The organism is Sphingomonas sp. PR090111-T3T-6A (assembly GCF_000383095.1).
Lineage (GTDB): Bacteria > Pseudomonadota > Alphaproteobacteria > Sphingomonadales > Sphingomonadaceae > Solisphingomonas.
Genome location: NZ_AORL01000010.1, coordinates 267,523 through 283,117, shown reverse-complemented (window position 1 = coordinate 283,117; position 15,595 = coordinate 267,523). Strand labels below are relative to the sequence as shown.

The 15,595-nt window shown below is 68.9% G+C and carries 18 protein-coding genes; 3 read left to right on the top strand and 15 right to left on the bottom strand.

Annotation, left to right across the window (positions count from 1 at the left end; translation table 11 throughout):
- Positions 1–57: 57 nt before the first annotated feature.
- The 6 genes from ST3T6A_RS0104185 to ST3T6A_RS0104155 all read right to left on the bottom strand — a co-directional run bounded on the left by ST3T6A_RS0104185 (position 58) and on the right by ST3T6A_RS0104155 (position 6,059).
- The gene (locus ST3T6A_RS0104185; protein ID WP_051103376.1) at positions 58–888 is read right to left on the bottom strand and encodes a ferritin-like domain-containing protein; all 831 of its coding nucleotides are present in this window, start codon (positions 886–888) and stop codon (positions 58–60) included.
- Positions 885–1,364, bottom strand: coding sequence for a redoxin domain-containing protein (locus ST3T6A_RS0104180; RefSeq protein ID WP_019831642.1), 480 nt, complete (start codon positions 1,362–1,364; stop codon positions 885–887). The genes ST3T6A_RS0104185 and ST3T6A_RS0104180 overlap by 4 nt, the downstream gene beginning before the upstream one ends.
- Positions 1,364–4,051, bottom strand: a complete 2,688-nt coding sequence (locus ST3T6A_RS0104175; RefSeq protein WP_019831641.1) for a bifunctional [glutamine synthetase] adenylyltransferase/[glutamine synthetase]-adenylyl-L-tyrosine phosphorylase — start codon at positions 4,049–4,051, stop codon at positions 1,364–1,366. Before ST3T6A_RS0104175 ends, ST3T6A_RS0104180 begins: the two co-directional genes overlap by 1 nt.
- Positions 4,052–4,303: 252 nt before the next feature.
- Positions 4,304–4,966: a sigma-70 family RNA polymerase sigma factor gene (locus tag ST3T6A_RS0104165; protein WP_019831639.1), complete on the bottom strand. Its 663-nt coding sequence runs from the start codon at positions 4,964–4,966 to the stop codon at positions 4,304–4,306.
- Positions 4,967–5,066: 100 nt separating this feature from the next.
- Complete coding sequence (locus ST3T6A_RS21765) at positions 5,067–5,204, bottom strand: hypothetical protein (RefSeq protein ID WP_019831638.1); 138 nt, start codon at positions 5,202–5,204, stop codon at positions 5,067–5,069.
- 57 nt (positions 5,205–5,261) lie between these two features.
- Positions 5,262–6,059, bottom strand: a complete 798-nt coding sequence (locus ST3T6A_RS0104155) for a response regulator (RefSeq protein ID WP_019831637.1) — start codon at positions 6,057–6,059, stop codon at positions 5,262–5,264.
- A gap of 262 nt (positions 6,060–6,321) precedes the next feature.
- Here ST3T6A_RS0104155 and ST3T6A_RS19230 point away from each other — a divergent pair, with 262 nt between their 5' ends.
- The 3 genes from ST3T6A_RS19230 to ST3T6A_RS0104140 all read left to right on the top strand — a co-directional run bounded on the left by ST3T6A_RS19230 (position 6,322) and on the right by ST3T6A_RS0104140 (position 8,520).
- Positions 6,322–6,510 (top strand): NepR family anti-sigma factor, encoded by a 189-nt coding sequence (locus ST3T6A_RS19230; protein ID WP_157602394.1) that lies wholly within the window; start codon positions 6,322–6,324, stop codon positions 6,508–6,510.
- A 131-nt stretch (positions 6,511–6,641) separates the two neighbouring features.
- Positions 6,642–8,093 (top strand): sensor histidine kinase, encoded by a 1,452-nt coding sequence (locus tag ST3T6A_RS0104145; RefSeq protein WP_019831635.1) that lies wholly within the window; start codon positions 6,642–6,644, stop codon positions 8,091–8,093.
- A gap of 289 nt (positions 8,094–8,382) precedes the next feature.
- On the top strand, positions 8,383–8,520 hold the full coding sequence (locus ST3T6A_RS0104140; RefSeq protein WP_019831634.1) for an entericidin A/B family lipoprotein: 138 nt from the start codon (positions 8,383–8,385) through the stop codon (positions 8,518–8,520).
- Between the two features lie 62 nt (positions 8,521–8,582).
- Here the strand turns inward: ST3T6A_RS0104140 and tatC are convergent, their stop codons facing one another.
- From tatC to ST3T6A_RS19225, 9 genes are all read right to left on the bottom strand, one after another.
- Entirely contained in the window at positions 8,583–9,356 is a 774-nt protein-coding gene (gene tatC / locus ST3T6A_RS0104135; RefSeq protein WP_019831633.1) for a twin-arginine translocase subunit TatC, read from the bottom strand.
- 5 nt (positions 9,357–9,361) lie between these two features.
- A complete protein-coding gene (gene tatB / locus ST3T6A_RS22185) occupies positions 9,362–9,745 on the bottom strand; it encodes a Sec-independent protein translocase protein TatB (protein ID WP_019831632.1) in 384 nt (127 codons plus the stop codon).
- 29 nt (positions 9,746–9,774) lie between these two features.
- Positions 9,775–10,020 carry a Sec-independent protein translocase subunit TatA gene (locus ST3T6A_RS0104125; RefSeq protein ID WP_019831631.1) on the bottom strand — a complete coding sequence of 82 codons (246 nt, stop codon included), beginning with the start codon at positions 10,018–10,020 and terminating at the stop codon, positions 9,775–9,777.
- A gap of 26 nt (positions 10,021–10,046) precedes the next feature.
- Positions 10,047–10,625, bottom strand: coding sequence for an SMC-Scp complex subunit ScpB (scpB, locus tag ST3T6A_RS0104120; protein ID WP_019831630.1), 579 nt, complete (start codon positions 10,623–10,625; stop codon positions 10,047–10,049).
- On the bottom strand, positions 10,622–11,350 hold the full coding sequence (locus tag ST3T6A_RS0104115) for a segregation and condensation protein A (RefSeq protein ID WP_019831629.1): 729 nt from the start codon (positions 11,348–11,350) through the stop codon (positions 10,622–10,624). Before ST3T6A_RS0104115 ends, scpB begins: the two co-directional genes overlap by 4 nt.
- A 20-nt stretch (positions 11,351–11,370) precedes the next feature.
- Positions 11,371–12,378, bottom strand: coding sequence for a beta-N-acetylhexosaminidase (gene nagZ, locus ST3T6A_RS0104110; protein WP_019831628.1), 1,008 nt, complete (start codon positions 12,376–12,378; stop codon positions 11,371–11,373).
- A gap of 19 nt (positions 12,379–12,397) precedes the next feature.
- Positions 12,398–13,252: an SPOR domain-containing protein gene (locus ST3T6A_RS0104105; protein ID WP_019831627.1), complete on the bottom strand. Its 855-nt coding sequence runs from the start codon at positions 13,250–13,252 to the stop codon at positions 12,398–12,400.
- A 4-nt stretch (positions 13,253–13,256) separates the two neighbouring features.
- A complete protein-coding gene (gene argS / locus ST3T6A_RS0104100) occupies positions 13,257–14,978 on the bottom strand; it encodes an arginine--tRNA ligase (protein ID WP_019831626.1) in 1,722 nt (573 codons plus the stop codon).
- Positions 14,979–15,054: 76 nt separating this feature from the next.
- Positions 15,055–15,531, bottom strand: coding sequence for a PAS domain-containing protein (locus ST3T6A_RS19225; protein ID WP_083937324.1), 477 nt, complete (start codon positions 15,529–15,531; stop codon positions 15,055–15,057).
- Between the last annotated feature and the right edge of the window lie 64 nt (positions 15,532–15,595).

Here is a 15,595-nt window from a genome sequence, read left to right as displayed (position 1 = left end):
GTCTTGCCGCTGGTGGAATGCCCCTCCCGCAGTCCGGCTTTCAGGGGTGTGACCCGCTCAGCGGGCTGCCGCAAGTGTGCCGTAATAGTCCAGCGTCAAACCGGCCGCATGACGCGCTGAGTCGTTGAACGGCGGTTTCACAACCCCCAGAAAATGTTGCGCTATCAAGGCCTGCCACGTTTCCGTGGGAATACAGCCAACCGTTTCGCACCATGATTCGAACCATTTGGTCCCCGCCGCGACATGGCGGATCTCGTCGGTGTAGATGCGCGTCAGGATGCGGGCGGAAGCGCTATCACCCGCCGCCTCGAACCGCGCGACGGTCGCCGGCGTGACGTCCAGACCACGCGCTTCCAGCGCCATCGGCACCAGGGCGAGGCGAGCGGTGAGGTTGTCGCGCGTCTTCTCGGCCGTTTCCCACAGACCGTCATGCGCGGGGTGCGCGCCGTAGAAGCTGCCCATCGCGTTCAGCCGCCGGTCGAGCAGCGCGAAATGCATCGCCTCGTCCGCGCCGACGCCGATCCAGTCGTCGACGAAATCACGCGGCAATGCTGCGCCGAACCGCCCCGCACAATCGAAGGCGAGATCGATCGCGACATATTCGATGTGCGCGAGCGCGTGCAGCATGGCGATACGCGCGCGCTCCGATCCGGCACGGCCGCGCTTGGGCATCCGGTTGGGCGGGAGCAGCTCCGGCCTGTCGGGGCGGAGCGGCCGGTCGGGCATCGCGGTGTCGAACACATGCTCCAGCCGACCCGAGCGCCACGCCCGCGCCGCCGACCGCGCCGCCATCGCCTTCTCGCGCGGATCGGCGGTGAGCAGCACCATGCGGCACGCCTCCGCGATGCTGCGCGCAGCATTCACCCCCGAACGACCGGCCTCGCTCATGCCTTGGGCAGGGCCTCGGCGGCGGCGAGCACCTGATCGACATGACCCGGCACCTTCACCTTGCGCCACAGCTTCGCGATGCGGCCGTCGGCGTCGATCAGGAAGGTTGCGCGGTCGATGCCCATATATTTGCGGCCGTAGAGGCTCTTCTCGATCCACACGCCGAACGCCTCGCACACCGAGCCGTCCTCGTCGCTGGCGAGGCTGACGGTGAGATCATATTTCGCCGCGAACTTCTGGTGCCTGGCCGGCGGGTCCTTCGACACGCCGAGGACGCCCACGCCGGCCAGCTCGAACGCCGCCTTCGAGGCGGAGAAATCCTGCGCCTCGCGGGTGCAGCCGGCGGTGTCGTCCTTGGGATAGAAATAGAGGACGAGCGGCCGCCCGCGCAGGCTCGCCAGCGTCAGCGCGCCGCCGTCGGGCGTGGTGAGCGTGACGTCGGGGGCCATGTCGCCCGGCTGGAGGTCCACTGCCATCATTCTTCTCCCGCTTGGGCGGCGATGCGCCGCCAGGCTTCGCCGACGCTCTGCCGCGCGACGTCGAGCGCCGCAAGCAGCGCCTCCCAGTCCGCCTGACCGCAGGCCTGCGCGATGGCGGCGCGGGCGGGCGGCGGCGGCTCGGCAGCGTTGGGCGACATCAGCCGCATCGCGACGAGGATGCGGGTCAGCAGGTCATGCGCCGGCAGCAGCGCCGCGGGCAACAGCCCGGCTCCCGTCAGCCTGGCGATCGCCTCGTCGAGCTGGGGTGCGAAGCCGGTGCGGTGCTGGAGCTGCGTGACGTGGACGACGAACTCCAGATCGACCAGCCCGCCGTCGAGCAGCTTGACGTCGAGCGGCCCCGCCGGCGGCTTGTGGCGGGCGATGTCGCCGCGCATCTTCACCGCGTCGGCGAGGAGACGGGCGGCATCCCGCTCGCCGCCCAGCGTATCGGCGATGATCCCGCCCAGTGCCGCGCGCGCCGCTTCCGAGCCGAAGACCGGCCGCGCGCGGGCCAGCGCCATATGCTCCCACGTCCACGCCCCTTCGCGCTGATAGCGGGCGAAGCTGTCGAGCGTGACGGCGAGCAGCCCCTGCCCGCCCGATGGCCTGAGCCGCGTATCCACCTCGTAGAGCGGCCCGGCGGCGGTCGCGACCGAGAGCGCGGCGGTGACGCGCTGGGCGAGTCGGTTGAAATATTGCGTGGCGCCGAGCGGCTTCGGCCCATCTGATTCCGCCAGATGATCGCCGGTGAAGAGATAGACGATGTCGAGATCGGACGCATGGGTCAGCGCGCCCCCGCCGAAACGGCCGAGCGCCAGCACCACCAGCTCGCCATCGGGCACGCGGCCATGCACGGCCTCGAACTCCGCCACGGTGGCGCTGCCCAGCGCTTCGAGCGCGGCCTCGGCGATGCGCGCATAGCCGCCCGCCACCTCCAGCGGATCGCTGCTGCCCGAGACGAGCTGCACCCCCTGCGCGAAACGAAGCTCGCCCACCGCGCGGCGCACGCGATCGAGCATCGCCTGATAATCCTCGTCGCCTGTGCGGGCGAAGCGCGCGGCCAGCCCCGGGACGGCGGGCGGTGGGCGGAGCGCGGTGGCGTCGATCAGTCCGTCGATCAGCTCGGGACGCCGGCCCAACATCTCGGCCAGCGTCGGCGCGAGGCTCAACACGTCGCCGACCAGCCGCGCGAGCTGCGGCCGCGCCTCCAGCAGGCGGAACAGGTTGATGGCGGACGGCAGCTTCGCCACCATCGCATCGAAGCGGTTGAGCGCCGTCCCCGGATCGGGTGCGGCGCCGAGCGCTTCCACCAGCCCCGGCAACACCGCCTCCAGCGCCGCCTGCGCCGCCGCCGAGCGCAGCGCCCGCGCCCCGCCGCCGCGCCACTGGACGATCCGCGTGGCGGCCGCCTCGGCATCCGCGAAGCCAGCCTCCGACAGCGCCGCCAGCAGCGCGTCATGATCCGTCGGCAGGGCTCGATCCCCCGGCGGATCGAGCGAGTCATACAGCGTGCCCACCCGCTCGACCGGCCCGCGCAGCACATCGAGCAGCGCCGCGCCATCCGCGCGGCCATCGAGCCGGGCGACATTGTCGAGCGCGGCCGCGTCGCCGGGCAGGCTGTGGGTCTGGCGATCCTCGACCATCTGGAGCCGATGCTCGACGGTGCGGAACAGGCGATAGGCGTCGGCCAGCATGACGGCCTCCTCCCGCCCGATCCGTCCGCCCGCCCCCAGTGCCGCCAGAGCATCCAGCGTCGCGGGCGCACGCAGCGCCGGCTCGCGGCCGCCATGGATGAGCTGGTGGATCTGGGCGAAGAACTCGATCTCGCGGATGCCGCCGCGCCCGCGCTTCAGGTCATAGCCGGGGCCGAAGCGCTGGCCAGCCTGATAATGGCTGCGGATGCGCCGCGAGAGCGCGCGGATCTCCCCGATCGCGCCGAAATCCAGCGCGCGCCGCCACACGAAGGGCCGGATCGCGGTCAGGAAACGCTCGCCGAGCGCGATATCCCCCGCCGCCGCCCGCGCGCGGATGAAGGCAGCACGCTCCCATGGCAGCGCGCTCGATTCATAATAAGTGATCGCCGCCGCCTCGGGCAGCGCCAGCGGGGTGGCCTCCGGCGAAGGGCGCAGGCGCAGATCGATACGGAAAACATGGCCGTCGCCATCCAGCGTCTGCATCAGCTCGACCACGCGCCGCGCGATGCGGACGGCCGCCTCGACCGGCTCCTCGCGCGGGCGGCGGGGGAGCGTCTCGGGATCGAAGATCAGGATCGGGTCGATATCGGAGGAGTAGTTCAGCTCCTGGCTGCCATGCTTGCCGAGCGCCAGCGCCACGAACCCCTGCGCCTCGGCGCCGGGCGTGCGCTCCTCGATCGCCGCGCGGATGGCACGATCCAGCGCGCGATCCGCGAAATCGGAGAGGCGCCGCGTCACGTCCTCCAGCGGCAGCAGGCCCGAAAGATCGCCCACCGCCAGCGCCAGCGCCAGCCGCCGCCGCTCGCCGCGAAGCTGGGCGGCGACGGTCGCCTCGGTCTCCACCGGCGCCCCGGCCAGCGCCAGCGCGCCCGCGAGATCGCCCGCTTCCAGCGCCGCCACCACCGCAGGCTCCCGTCCGGCCATGCGGCGCAGGAAGGGGGCATGGGCCCGGGCGCGCTCCAGCGCATCGCGAACGGCTGTTGCATTCATGTCGCTCATCCCGCCGGGTTGCCGGGCCGTGGATCGACACGCAACCCCCACATCGATCCGGCGTTATGCGAGCATGATGAGGTTCGACGGAAAATCACAAGGCCAATCCGGGCGTCTGGCGGAACGGGCGCAGTCGGTGACGACGCCCCTCCAGCATCAGGGCATCCGCGACGCGCTGCGCGGGGCCTTCACCGGTACGCTGGACACGCCGGCGGATCTTCAGGCGCTGCTGGCCCGAATCCGCTGACGCCTTTAGTGATCGGACGTGTCGTCGCGGCTCAGTTCGTCGACCTGATCCATGATCGTCTGGAGCGCGGTGGTGTTGCTGTCCGTCTTGTGGGTGCGGCGCGACGGCAGCTTGCCCTCTGACAGCAGCGCCTCCAGCGCGACACGCCCGCGCGCGACACGGCTCTTGATCGTGCCGACCGCGCAGCCGCAGATCTCCGCCGCCTCCTCATAAGCGAAACCGCCCGCGCCGACGAGGATCAGCGCCTCGCGCTGCGGCTGCGGCAGGTGCAGCAGCGCGCGCTGCATATCGCCCAGCTCGACATGGCGATCCTGGCTCGCGGGCGCGGCCAGCAGCTTGGAGGCGGTGATCTCGTCCCACTCGCCCTTGAAGCGGGCGCGGCGCATCTGGCTGAGGAAGAGGTTGCGCAGGATGATGAAGGTCCAGGCGCGCATGTTGGTGCCCGCCTGGAAGCGCTGGCGCGCGGCCCACGCCTTGAGCAGCGTCTCCTGCACCAGATCGTCCGCCAGATCGCGATTGCCCGACAGCGAGCGCCCGAAGGCGCGCAGATGCGGGATCACCTGTGCGAGCTGCTCCTTGAACTCGTTATCCGGCAACGGCGTGTGAACGACCGGAGCCTCGACAGCCTCATCCTCATTCTTCGCCTCGGAAGGAACGGCCTTGCTCATCGCTCCCCCTTGCTCCTTGCCACGGACAATGGCTGCATCCTCCCGTTTGAGATAGTCCGCCGAATCTGCCAGCGCCAGTGGGCGCGCCACAATATCCATATTAGTGGTTGAGAATCAGCATGATGGCGAAGACTACGACGATCGCCGCCAGGGAAATCCCCAGCACATAGCGCACCACGTTGGCCTTCCGCCCGGCACGCGCCTCGGTGCCGGACAGATGCGGTCCACTCTGATCCATCGCGCATCTCCCGATCGTCACGCGCTGCCAACGGTCGGGTGATGCGAGCGGTTCCGTTCAGGCCGGAACCGTCGAGCTGTCGAAGAACAGCGCCTGCGCGATCGCCGCCTTCACCGTCGACCGCTGGAACGGCTTGGTGATGAGGAAGGTCGGCTCGGGCCGCTCGCCGGTCAGCAGCCGCTCGGGGAAGGCGGTGATGAAGATCACCGGCACCTCGAACTGGGCGAGGATGTCCTTCACCGCGTCGATGCCCGAGCTGTCGTCGGCAAGCTGGATGTCCGCCAGCACGAGGCCGGGGCGCCGCGCCATCGCCTGCGTCACCGCCTCGTCGCGGGTCACCGCCACGCCGGTCACGCCATGGCCGAGATCGCGCACGATCGTCTCGAGGTCCATCGCGATGATCGGCTCATCCTCGATGATGAGCACGTCGGCATGGGTCTGCCGCTCGATCTCCGCCAGCGCATCGGCCACCAGCACCTCCACCTCGGTGTCGCCGACGCCGATCAGGAAGGCGGTGTCCTCGTTGGTGAAGCCCTCCATCGCGGTCAGCAGCAGGGCCTGACGCGAGCGCGGCGTGATTCGGGAGAGGCGCGCCTGCGCGATCACCTCGGGCGAGCTGCCGTCCTGCCCGCCGTCCACGCCGGTCTCGACCGTGCTCGACGACCAGATCGCCTGAAACGTCTTGTAGAGCCCGAGTCGCGGATCGACATCGCGGGGAAATTCTTCCGGATCCGCAACGATCGCCTCCAGCGCCGCACGGACATAGGCGTCACCCTGTTTCTGGGTTCCCGTAAGCGCGCGCGCATAGCGGCGCAGGAACGGGAGGTGAGGCGCAAGTTCCTGTCCAAGCGACATATTTCTATCCAACTCCTGTGCGAAATCCCTTCGACCGGAGACTGGGTTGGCATCCTGCGATGCCTCGCTTCCCCCGGTCGGCCCCTCCCGATATCGTAAGGAACCGTTCAGCGAGGAACCATCCTGCGACTTTTTTGTTTCCACGGCCACGAGAGGATTTTATCGCGTGACCCGATGGAGCGACTATTCGTTCCGTCGTCGGCGCGTCACTGTGGATGAGGGCGCACATGCTGCGATCGACAGGGGATAGGGCGAGTTGGCGTTGAGCGACGACAAGAAGACCAACAAGGGCCAGGGGATCGCCCCGACATCGTCCTCCTCCCGCCGCTCCGGTTCCGAACGGGCGGGGGCGGATCGTGACGTCGGCCATGCCCTTCGTTCCGTCTATGCAAAGACCGTGAGCGAGGATATTCCCGCGGAACTGCTCGATCTTCTGGGCAAGCTCAGCTAGCGGGGGCACCGCTGCATACCACCTCCCGCTCGGCGCTGCCGCCGCCGTCGCCCGCTGTTCGCCTGTTCACGCGGCTGTCGACCAGCCTCAAGATCCTGATCGTCCTGTCGCTGGCGCTGCTGCCGCTCGGCATGATCGCGTCGCTGGCATCGCTCGAAACCGCCAAGGCCAACCGCGCCAATCGTGAGGCGGCCGCCCGCCTCCTCGTCACCGACAGCGCCGAGCGCTTCAACCTCGCCGTCGACCGGGTGACGTCCATCCTCCATGCCGCGCAGCGGCGGGGGCCGGAAGGATGCCGCCGCGCCGCCGCCGCGATCGGCGCGGGTTCGGCGGCGGCCGTGTTCGACGGTGCGGGCCGCCTCGTCTGTTCCTCGCGCCCGCTCACCGCCAGCCTCCCGCTCCGCCGCACCGATACTGCGCCGATCGTCCTGATCGACGGCGAGGACGACGCCGTCCGCGTCATCGCCAGTTCGAGCGAGACGCCCGGCTGGGCGATGGCCGAACTGCCGCGCGAGCTGCTGGCCGAGGCCGCCCACCCGCACGCGCTCGACGGCAGCTATTCGCTTCGCCTCTCCGATGCCACGGGGCAGCAGATCAACGTCGCCACGATGCAGACCGTGCCGCTCGGCCGCGACGTGCTGGCCGACCTGCCGATCGCCGGTGGCCAGCTTCGCCTGTCGATGACGGTGGCGACTGCGCCGCTCAGCGCCAACGAGATATTGCTGACCCTGCTGCCGATCCTGATGTGGGTGGCGGGCGCCGCGATCGGCTGGCTGGTGGTGGATCGCCTGATCCTGCGCCCCCTCGCCTCGATGCAGGACGCGATCGAGCATTATCGCATCACTGGCCGCTTCGAGATGCCGCCGCTCACCACGCCGGCCTTCGAGATCCGCACGCTGGGCCGCGCCTTCCTGCGTGCGGCCATGACCATCTCGCGCCACGAGGCCGAGCTGGAGGACGGCCTCGCTCGCCAGACCCGCCTCACCCGCGAGGTGCATCACCGGGTGAAGAACAACCTCCAGGTGATCGCCAGCCTGCTCAACATCCACGCCCGCAGCGCCGAGACGCCCGAGGCGATCGATGCCTTCGCCACCATCCAGCGCCGCGTCGACGCGCTCGCCATCGTCCATCGCAGCCATTTCGCCGAGATGGAGGTGAACCATGGCATCGCGCTGCGCCCGATGATCGGGGAACTGGCCTCCAATCTGCGCGCCTCCGTCCCCGCCGGCGCGGCGCCGCCCTCCGTGACGCTCGACCTTGCGCAGAGCTTTGTGCATCAGGATGTCGCCGTCTCGGTGGCCTTCCTGCTCGTCGAGCTGATCGAGACGGCCATGATGCGCGTGCCGGGCACCAGCATCGCCATCTCGCTCGACGAGATGGAGGATCAGCCCGAGCGTGCCCGGCTCACCGCCCGCTCCCCCGCCCTGCGTCGTGACGCCGCCCCCGTGGACCCGCATTTCGAGCAGTTCGAGCGCGTGATCGGCGGCCTTGCCCGCCAGCTCCGCTCACCACTGGAACGCGACGAGGGCATCGGGATCGTCGCGATCGAGATCATGGTGATGCCAGACCCCAACCTCCCCTGACGCTACGGCAAGGCGGCCCTCTGGAATAAATTTTCGAGGGCTTGGAACCAGCCCCGCGGCTTGGCCGTTTTGCACCCCGGATAGCGACCTTTTGCCCCCCCGCTCTCGCTATCCGCACATGAAATGGACCCGGTCACGCTGCCTTCCCCCCGGCTGTGTGGCCGGGTCCAAATTCTTTTGGGATCAAGGGCTTGGGGTCTCTCCCGGCCATAAGGCGGAACCATAACGCGGCCCCCCGCATTGTCTTCCCAACGGAACCCAGATTCCGTGCATGAGAAGGAGTGGGAACTTGGTTCGCAAGCTCATCGGCGCCGGGCTCATCTCGGCCGCACTGCTCATCACCGCGTGCAACACGATCCACGGGGCGGGCAAGGACGTCTCGTCGGCCGGCAACGCGGTCGCCAACGCGGCGGACAAGTCGAAATAGGCCAAGCGTCAGCGGTAGCAGGCAGGGCGTCGCCGAGGGTTTCGGCGGCGCCCTATTTGCGTTCAGGCGGTGGCGCTCTCCGCCTCCCGCGCGCGCTTGCGCTCGGTGAACCAGATCGCGATCAGCGCCAGTTCGTAGAGCAGGCACAGCGGCACCGCGAGCAGCAGCATCGACACCGCGTCCGGCGGGCTCAGCACCGCCGCCAGCGCGAAGGAGCCGACATAGGAATAGCGCCGCCCCTTCACGAGCTGCCTGCGGCTGACGATCCCCGTCCGCTCGAGCAGCATCAGCAGCACGGGCAGCAGGAAGGCCACGCCGAAGCCGAACATGAACTTGGTGACGAAGCCCAGATAGTTGCCGATGGCGGGCAGGGCCTCCTGCTGCACGCCGCCGATATTGCCCTGGAAGCCGAGCAGGAAATGCAGCGCCAGCGGCATTGCGATGAAATAGGCCATCGCCGCCCCCGACAGGAACAGCACCGGCGTCAGCAGCAGGAACGGGCGCAGCGCCCGCTTCTCCTTGGTGTAGAGCCCCGGCGCGACGAAGCGCCACAACTGGTTCGCCACGATCGGGAAGCTCAGCATGATCGCCGAGAAGAAGGCCACCTTCATCTGCGCGAAGAAGGCCTCGAACACATCGGTGTAGATCAGCTTGCCCTGCCCCGCGTGCAGCAGCGGCTGGACGAGGAAGGCGAAGATCGGCTTCGCGAAATAGAGGCAGACGAGGAACGCCGCGCCCAGCGCAAGGAAACTCCAGATCAGCCGCTTGCGCAGCTCGATCAGGTGATCGAGCAGCGGCGCGCGCGTATCTTCGAGTTCGTCTTCGACGTCGGCCATCGTTTTCAGCCCTGGCGTTGCGCGTCGGCGGGCGTCGCGATGGGGGGTGTGGTGTCGGAAGAGCTGACCGGAGCGGACGGAGCCTCCAGCGGCAGCATCTGCGGCTGCGCTGCGGTCTCCGGCTCGGGCGTGCTGTTGGCGGAGCCGATCAGATCGGAATGCTCGCGCATGATCCGCTCATTCTCCGCCTTCCACTTCTTCTCCATCTCCTGAAGCTCGGATTCGCGGATCATGTCGTCGATCGCGCCGCGGAAATGGCGGGCCATGGTGCGGCCACGGCCGACCCATTGCCCCACCACCCGCATCACGCGCGGCAAATCCTTGGGTCCGATGAGGACGATCGCGACCAGCGCCACGATCAGCATCTCGGAGGGCGCGATATCGAACATCGGCGCTGTGCTTCGTCAGTCGATGGCGCTCAGTTCCGCGGCCGATCTTCCGGCTGCGGCTGAAGATGCTGATCGGCGTTCGGCTCCAGCGGCGGCTGCGCCTGGAGGCGCTGCGCCGGCTTGGGCTGATCCTCATCCTCGTCGGCCATGCCCTTCTTGAAGCTCTTCAGCCCCTTGGCGACGTCACCCATCATCGAGGGAAAACGGCCGCCGCCAAACAGCACGATCGCGATGATCCCGAGGATGATCCAGTGAATTGGCGAACCGAAACCCATGACACTTTCTCCTAAGTCTTATCTATCTAGCCCTCATCGTCGCCGCTTTCCACCTCGACGTTGAGCATTACCTCATCAATCGGGTCGAGAAGGCCGGCGGCGCGCAGATCGTCGATGCCGGGCAGGTCGCGGCGGCTGGTGAGGCCGAAATGGGTGAGGAAGGCCGGCGTGGTGGCGTAGATCAGCGGCCGGCCGGGCACTTCGCGGCGGCCGGCGGGACGGACCCAGCCCGCCTCCATCAGCACGTCCAGCGTCCCCTTGGAGATCTGGACGCCGCGAATGGCCTCGATCTCCGCACGGCTGACCGGCTCGTGATAGGCGATGATGGCGAGCGTCTCGATCGCCGCACGGCTGAGCTTGCGCGGCTCCTCGCGGGTACGGCGGAGGATGTGGGCTAGGTCCGGCGCGGTCTGGAAGTGCCAGCGCCCGCCGCGCTCGACCGGGTGGATACCCCGCGCGGCATAGCTCTCGGCGAGCGCGCGCAGGCCTTCGGCGACATCGACGCCCTCGCCCGCCGCCGCCCGGATCTCGGCGAGCGTCATCGGTGCCTCGGCGGCGAACAGCACGGCCTCGACGGCGCGCTCGTCATGGCTGGGCGGGTTCACGCCGCGCGGACCCAGAGCGTGTCGAAGGCGCTTTCCTGCCTGAGTTCGAGCCGGCCCTGCTTGGCGAGTTCCAGCATCGCGAGGAAGCTGGATGCGCGTGAAGAACGGGCCAGCGACGGATCGGTGGTGGCGGGGAGGAAACGCTCCAGCGTCGTCCAGTCGAGCGCCTGCCCCAGCATCGCCTCGACGCGCTGGAGCGCCGCCTCCAGCGTCATCACCGGGCGGCGCGAGACGACGTGCATCACCGGCCGGTTGCGCGCGGTGATGGCGCCATAGGCCGCGATCAGGTCGAACAGATCGGCCTGCCACGCCGCCTTGCGGACGAGCTTCAGCCCCTCCGGCGCGCCGCGCGGGAAGACGTCGCGGCCGAGCCTGTCGCGGCCCATCAGCCGCGCGCCGGCCTCACGCATCGCGTCGAGCCTCTGGAGGCGGAGGTGCAAGCGCAGCGCCAGTTCTTCGGGCGACGGCTCCACCTCGGGATCGCGCGGCAGGAGCAGGCCGGATTTGAGGTAAGCCAGCCACGCCGCCATCACGAGATAATCGGCGGCGATCTCCAGCTTGAGCGCCTTCGCGCCCTCGATGAAGGCGAGATATTGCTCGACAAGGGCGAGGATCGACAGCTCGCGCAAGTCGACCTTCTGTTGCCGGGCGAGCGCCAGCAACAGGTCGAGCGGCCCTTCCCACCCGTCAATATCGATGGTGAGCGTATCCCCCGTCTCATCCATCGGATGAGCCTAGCAAAGCGTCAGGCGAGCGCCAGCAGCGAATCGCGCCGGGCAGCGAGTTCCTCGAAAGTCTCGGACGAAGCCTGCGTCGCCACCGTCGCCATGGCGCGCTGGAGGCGATCGTAGCTTTCCTTGGCGATCGGCCCGAGCGCGCCGGCCACCGCTTCCATCTCGGCCATGTCGCCCGAGCAATGGAGCGCGATGTCGCAGCCCGCGGCGATCACGCCGGCCGCCCGCTCACCGAAGCTGCCCGAGAGCGCGTGCATGCCGAGATCGTCCGACATCAGCAACCCGTCGAACCCGATCCGCCCGCGGATGATCTCGCCGATCACCACCGGCGACAGGCTGGCGCAGCGCTCCTTGTCCCACGCGGTGTAGACGACGTGCGCGGTCATCCCCATCGGCGCGTCCCGCAAGCCTGCGAAGGGCGCGACATCCTCGGCCAGTTCCGCCTCGGAGGCCTCGACGACGGGGAGTTCCTTGTGGCTGTCCGCCATGGCGCGGCCGTGGCCGGGCATGTGCTTGACGACGCCGACCACCCCGCCCTCGCGCAGGCCATCGATCACGAGACGGCCGAGCGCCGCCACCTGCGTCGGATCGGAACCGAGCGCGCGATCGCCGATGATCGCGTCCGCATCGGGGCGGCGCACGTCGAGCAGCGGCAGGCAGTCGACATTGACGCCGACCTCACGGAGCATCGTCGCGATCGCCTTGGCGTTGAGCCGCGCCGCCTCCATCGCAGAGACGGGTGCCTTCTCATAGAGTTTCGCGAAGGGCTCGGCCGAAGGGAGCTTCGGCCATTCGGGTGCGCCCATGCGCTGCACCCGGCCGCCTTCCTGATCGATCAGGATCGGCACATCATCCCGGCCGGAGAGCGAGCGGAGTTCGTCCGTCAGCGCCTTCATCTGCGCCCGATCGGTGCAGTTGCGCTTGAAGAGGATAAACCCCGCCGGCTCCACCGAGCGGAAGAAGGCCCGCTCGGCATCGCCGAGCGTCGGGCCGGCGAGGCCGAAGAACGCTGGTATCATGAGGATGAGGCGGTAAGCCTCACCCCACGACGACGCAAGCCTCGCCCGCGATCTTGAGCTTCGAGCAGATCGACGAGGCCTGGCCACCCGCCGAGGCGCGAAGGCGATAGACCGTCTTGCCGTTCGAGGTCACCGGCACGATCGACTTGTTGAGCGCCGCCAGATAGCCGAAGCGGCCCGAGAGCGACTTCCACGCCTCGTTCGCCTTGGCCTCGCTGGAGAAGGCGCCAAGCTGGATCTGCGCGCCGCCCGACGACGGGGCCGCAGCCTTCTCCTCCTTCGCGGGCGCAGGCTTCGGCTCGGGCTTCACCGGAGCGGCCTTGGCCACCTCAGTCTTCGGAGCGGCGGCCGGGGCCGGCTTCGACGCCGGCAGCGGAACCGTCTTCACGGGCGTGGGCGCCGGCACGGCCTTCGCGACCTCGACCGGCTTGGCCGGAGCCGGAGCAGGTGTCGGCGCGGCCGCCTGCTGCTGCGCGGGCTTGCCGTTGTCGCGCGCGATCGGCGCCTCCGGGATGGCGGAGAGGTCGATCTTGCCGTCCGGGTCCGCGCCCTCGCTGGCGGCGTAGCTGCTGTCGCCCTGGCCCTTGACGTCCATGCCGCCGGGCTCGGTGGGCTTCACCTTGTAGGCGCCCGGCTGGGCCGCGATCAGCGTCGGATCGCCCTTCGCGCTCGCCGAACCGTCTGCGCGCTGCTTCAGCCAATAGACGCCGCCCACGATCAGGCCGAGCGCGACCAGCGCCACCACCAGACCGGCCACCAGCCGACCTGCGGACACGCCCTCGTCGCCACCCTCGTCTTCGACAGGCTCAAGCCACGGCAGACGATCCTCTTCGGCCGTACCGCCACCGCCCATGCCACGCCCCAGATCGGACATCCGCTTACATCTCCTCGGCCGCGGCGACCCCCATGATCGCCAGCCCATTGCGGACAATCTGCCCCAAGCCTTCGGCGAGGGAAAGCCGGGCGCGGGTCATTTCCGGGTTGTCCTGAACCAAAAAGCGACGATCCGGGCGATCGTTGCCGCGGTTCCACAGCGCGTGGAAGGCCGCCGCCAGATCATAGAGATAGAAAGCGACGCGATGCGGCTCGCGCGTGTTCGCCGCCTGCTCGACGATGCGGGGGAACTGGGCGGCGAGCTTCACCAGCTCCAGCTCTTCGGCGTCGAGCAGCGTGATGTCGGACGCGCCCTGATCGAGGCCCATCTCCTTCGCCTTGCGCTGCACCGAGCGGACGCGGGCATGGGCGTACTGCACGTAGAAGACGGGATTGTCCTTCGAGGCTTCCACCACCTTGGCGAAGTCGAAGTCCATCTGCGCGTCGGCCTTGCGGGTGAGCATGGTGAAGCGCACCACGTCGCGGCCCACTTCGTTCACCACGTCGGCCAGCGTCACGAAGGTGCCCGCGCGCTTGGACATCTTCACCGGCTCGCCGTTGCGCAGCAGCTTGACCATCTGGACGAGCTTCACGTCGAAACGCTTGCCGCCGGTCAGCGCCGCGACGGCCGCCTGGATGCGCTTGACGGTGCCGGCATGGTCGGCGCCCCAGATGTCGATCAGCTCGTCGGCCTCGGCCGCCTTCTGCGCGTGATAGGCGAGATCGGTGCCGAAATAGGTGAGCCCGCCATCCGACTTGCGCACCGGGCGATCCTGATCGTCGCCGAACTCGGTCGCCTTGAAGAGGGTCATCTCGGTCGGCTCCCAGTCGTCGGGCAGTTCGCCCTTGGGAGCCTCAAGAACGCCCTCGTAGAGCAGGCCCTTGGCGCGGAGTTCCGCGAAGGCCGCCTCGACCTTGCCGGCATCCTGCACCGCCGCCTCGGAGGCGAACACGTCATGATGGATGCCGAGCAGCGCGAGGTCCGCCCGGATCATGTCCATCATCGCGGCGACCGCCCTGGTGCGGAACAGCGCGAGCCACTCGCTCTCGGGCGCGTCGACATAGCGCGTGCCGAACTCGGCGGCGAAGGCGATGCCGACCGGCTTCAGATAGTCGCCGGGATAGAAGCCCTCGGGGATCTCGCCGATGTCCTCGCCCAGCGCCTCGCGGTAGCGCAGGTGCGCCGAGCGGGCGAGCGTCTGCACCTGCGCGCCGGCGTCGTTGATGTAATATTCGCGCGTCACCGGATGGCCGACGAACGCCAGCAGGCTCGCCAGCGCATCGCCCACCACCGCGCCACGGCAATGGCCCATGTGCATCGGTCCGGTCGGGTTGGCCGAGACATATTCGACGTTGACGCGATGGCCGTTACCGGCGGTCGAGCGGCCATAGTCGCCGCCCTCGCCGAGGATCGTCGCCAGCTCCTCGTGCCACACCTCGTTGGCGAGGCGCAGGTTGAGGAAGCCCGGACCCGCGATCTCGACGGCCGTGACGCCTTCCACCTGCTCCAGCTTCGGCGCGAGCAGCCCGGCCAGCGCGCGCGGATTGCTGCCCGCCGGCTTCGCCAGCACCATCGCCGCGTTGGTGGCAAGGTCGCCATGGCTCGGATCGCGCGGCGGCTCGATCGTGATCGCACGTCGCGACAGCCCGGCGGGGATGGCCCCCTCGGCTTCGAGGCTGTCGAGAATGCGGCCGATCTCCTCGGCGAAGCGATTATAGAGCGTCACGGGCGTCCGGTTCTGTTGGATGGATCGAGCCCGCGCCCTTAGCGCGACCGGGCCTCCGGGGCAAATCACCCGCCCGTCAGCGATATTCGTGGGTGACGTCCCGCTTCAGGCCATGGAGCCGCACCACGCGCCCGCCCACGCACATCGGTGCGGCCGAAAGCCGCATCCAGCGATGTTCGCCGCCGACGGTGCGGATCTCGGCATCCAGCGTGAAGCCGCGGCGATGCTTGATGGCGTAGGCGCGCAGCCGCTCCATCGCCGCGCGAGACTCCTCGCAATAGAGCGCCACGATCTCCGGGCGGGACAGCACGGCGTCGCGGGGCAGGCCGAACAGGTCGAACACCTCCGCCGACCAGGTGAGGCTGCTGTCCGCAAGGTCGCATTGCCAGAGGCCGATGCCATGATCGGCCAGAAGGCGCGCATCGGCGGAGAAGGGCGCGGGCCCCGGCAGCAGGAACTCCTCGCCATCGCCAACGAAACCCAGATCGAAGCGCTGTCCACGCTCGAACAGCGGCCAGCTATGATCGAGTTGCAAGGGCCGTGCGGGCGTCACGATGGCAATCTCCCCGCCATAGCGAGACTTCTACCAAAGTCGATATTAACAACTGGTGAGGCTC

What these genes read in the sequence shown, in the direction of transcription:
- ST3T6A_RS0104185 (WP_051103376.1), bottom strand. Translation starts at nt 888, where the DNA reads ATGAGCGAGGCCGGTCGTTCGGGGGTGAATGCTGCGCGCAGCATCGCG.
- ST3T6A_RS0104180 (WP_019831642.1), bottom strand. Translation starts at nt 1,364, where the DNA reads ATGGCAGTGGACCTCCAGCCGGGCGACATGGCCCCCGACGTCACGCTC.
- ST3T6A_RS0104175 (WP_019831641.1), bottom strand. Translation starts at nt 4,051, where the DNA reads ATGAATGCAACAGCCGTTCGCGATGCGCTGGAGCGCGCCCGGGCCCAT.
- ST3T6A_RS0104165 (WP_019831639.1), bottom strand. Translation starts at nt 4,966, where the DNA reads ATGAGCAAGGCCGTTCCTTCCGAGGCGAAGAATGAGGATGAGGCTGTC.
- ST3T6A_RS21765 (WP_019831638.1), bottom strand. Translation starts at nt 5,204, where the DNA reads ATGGATCAGAGTGGACCGCATCTGTCCGGCACCGAGGCGCGTGCCGGG.
- ST3T6A_RS0104155 (WP_019831637.1), bottom strand. Translation starts at nt 6,059, where the DNA reads ATGTCGCTTGGACAGGAACTTGCGCCTCACCTCCCGTTCCTGCGCCGC.
- ST3T6A_RS0104145 (WP_019831635.1), top strand. Translation starts at nt 6,642, where the DNA reads ATGATCGCGTCGCTGGCATCGCTCGAAACCGCCAAGGCCAACCGCGCC.
- tatC (WP_019831633.1), bottom strand. Translation starts at nt 9,356, where the DNA reads ATGGCCGACGTCGAAGACGAACTCGAAGATACGCGCGCGCCGCTGCTC.
- tatB (WP_019831632.1), bottom strand. Translation starts at nt 9,745, where the DNA reads ATGTTCGATATCGCGCCCTCCGAGATGCTGATCGTGGCGCTGGTCGCG.
- ST3T6A_RS0104125 (WP_019831631.1), bottom strand. Translation starts at nt 10,020, where the DNA reads ATGGGTTTCGGTTCGCCAATTCACTGGATCATCCTCGGGATCATCGCG.
- ST3T6A_RS0104115 (WP_019831629.1), bottom strand. Translation starts at nt 11,350, where the DNA reads ATGGATGAGACGGGGGATACGCTCACCATCGATATTGACGGGTGGGAA.
- nagZ (WP_019831628.1), bottom strand. Translation starts at nt 12,378, where the DNA reads ATGATACCAGCGTTCTTCGGCCTCGCCGGCCCGACGCTCGGCGATGCC.
- ST3T6A_RS0104105 (WP_019831627.1), bottom strand. Translation starts at nt 13,252, where the DNA reads ATGTCCGATCTGGGGCGTGGCATGGGCGGTGGCGGTACGGCCGAAGAG.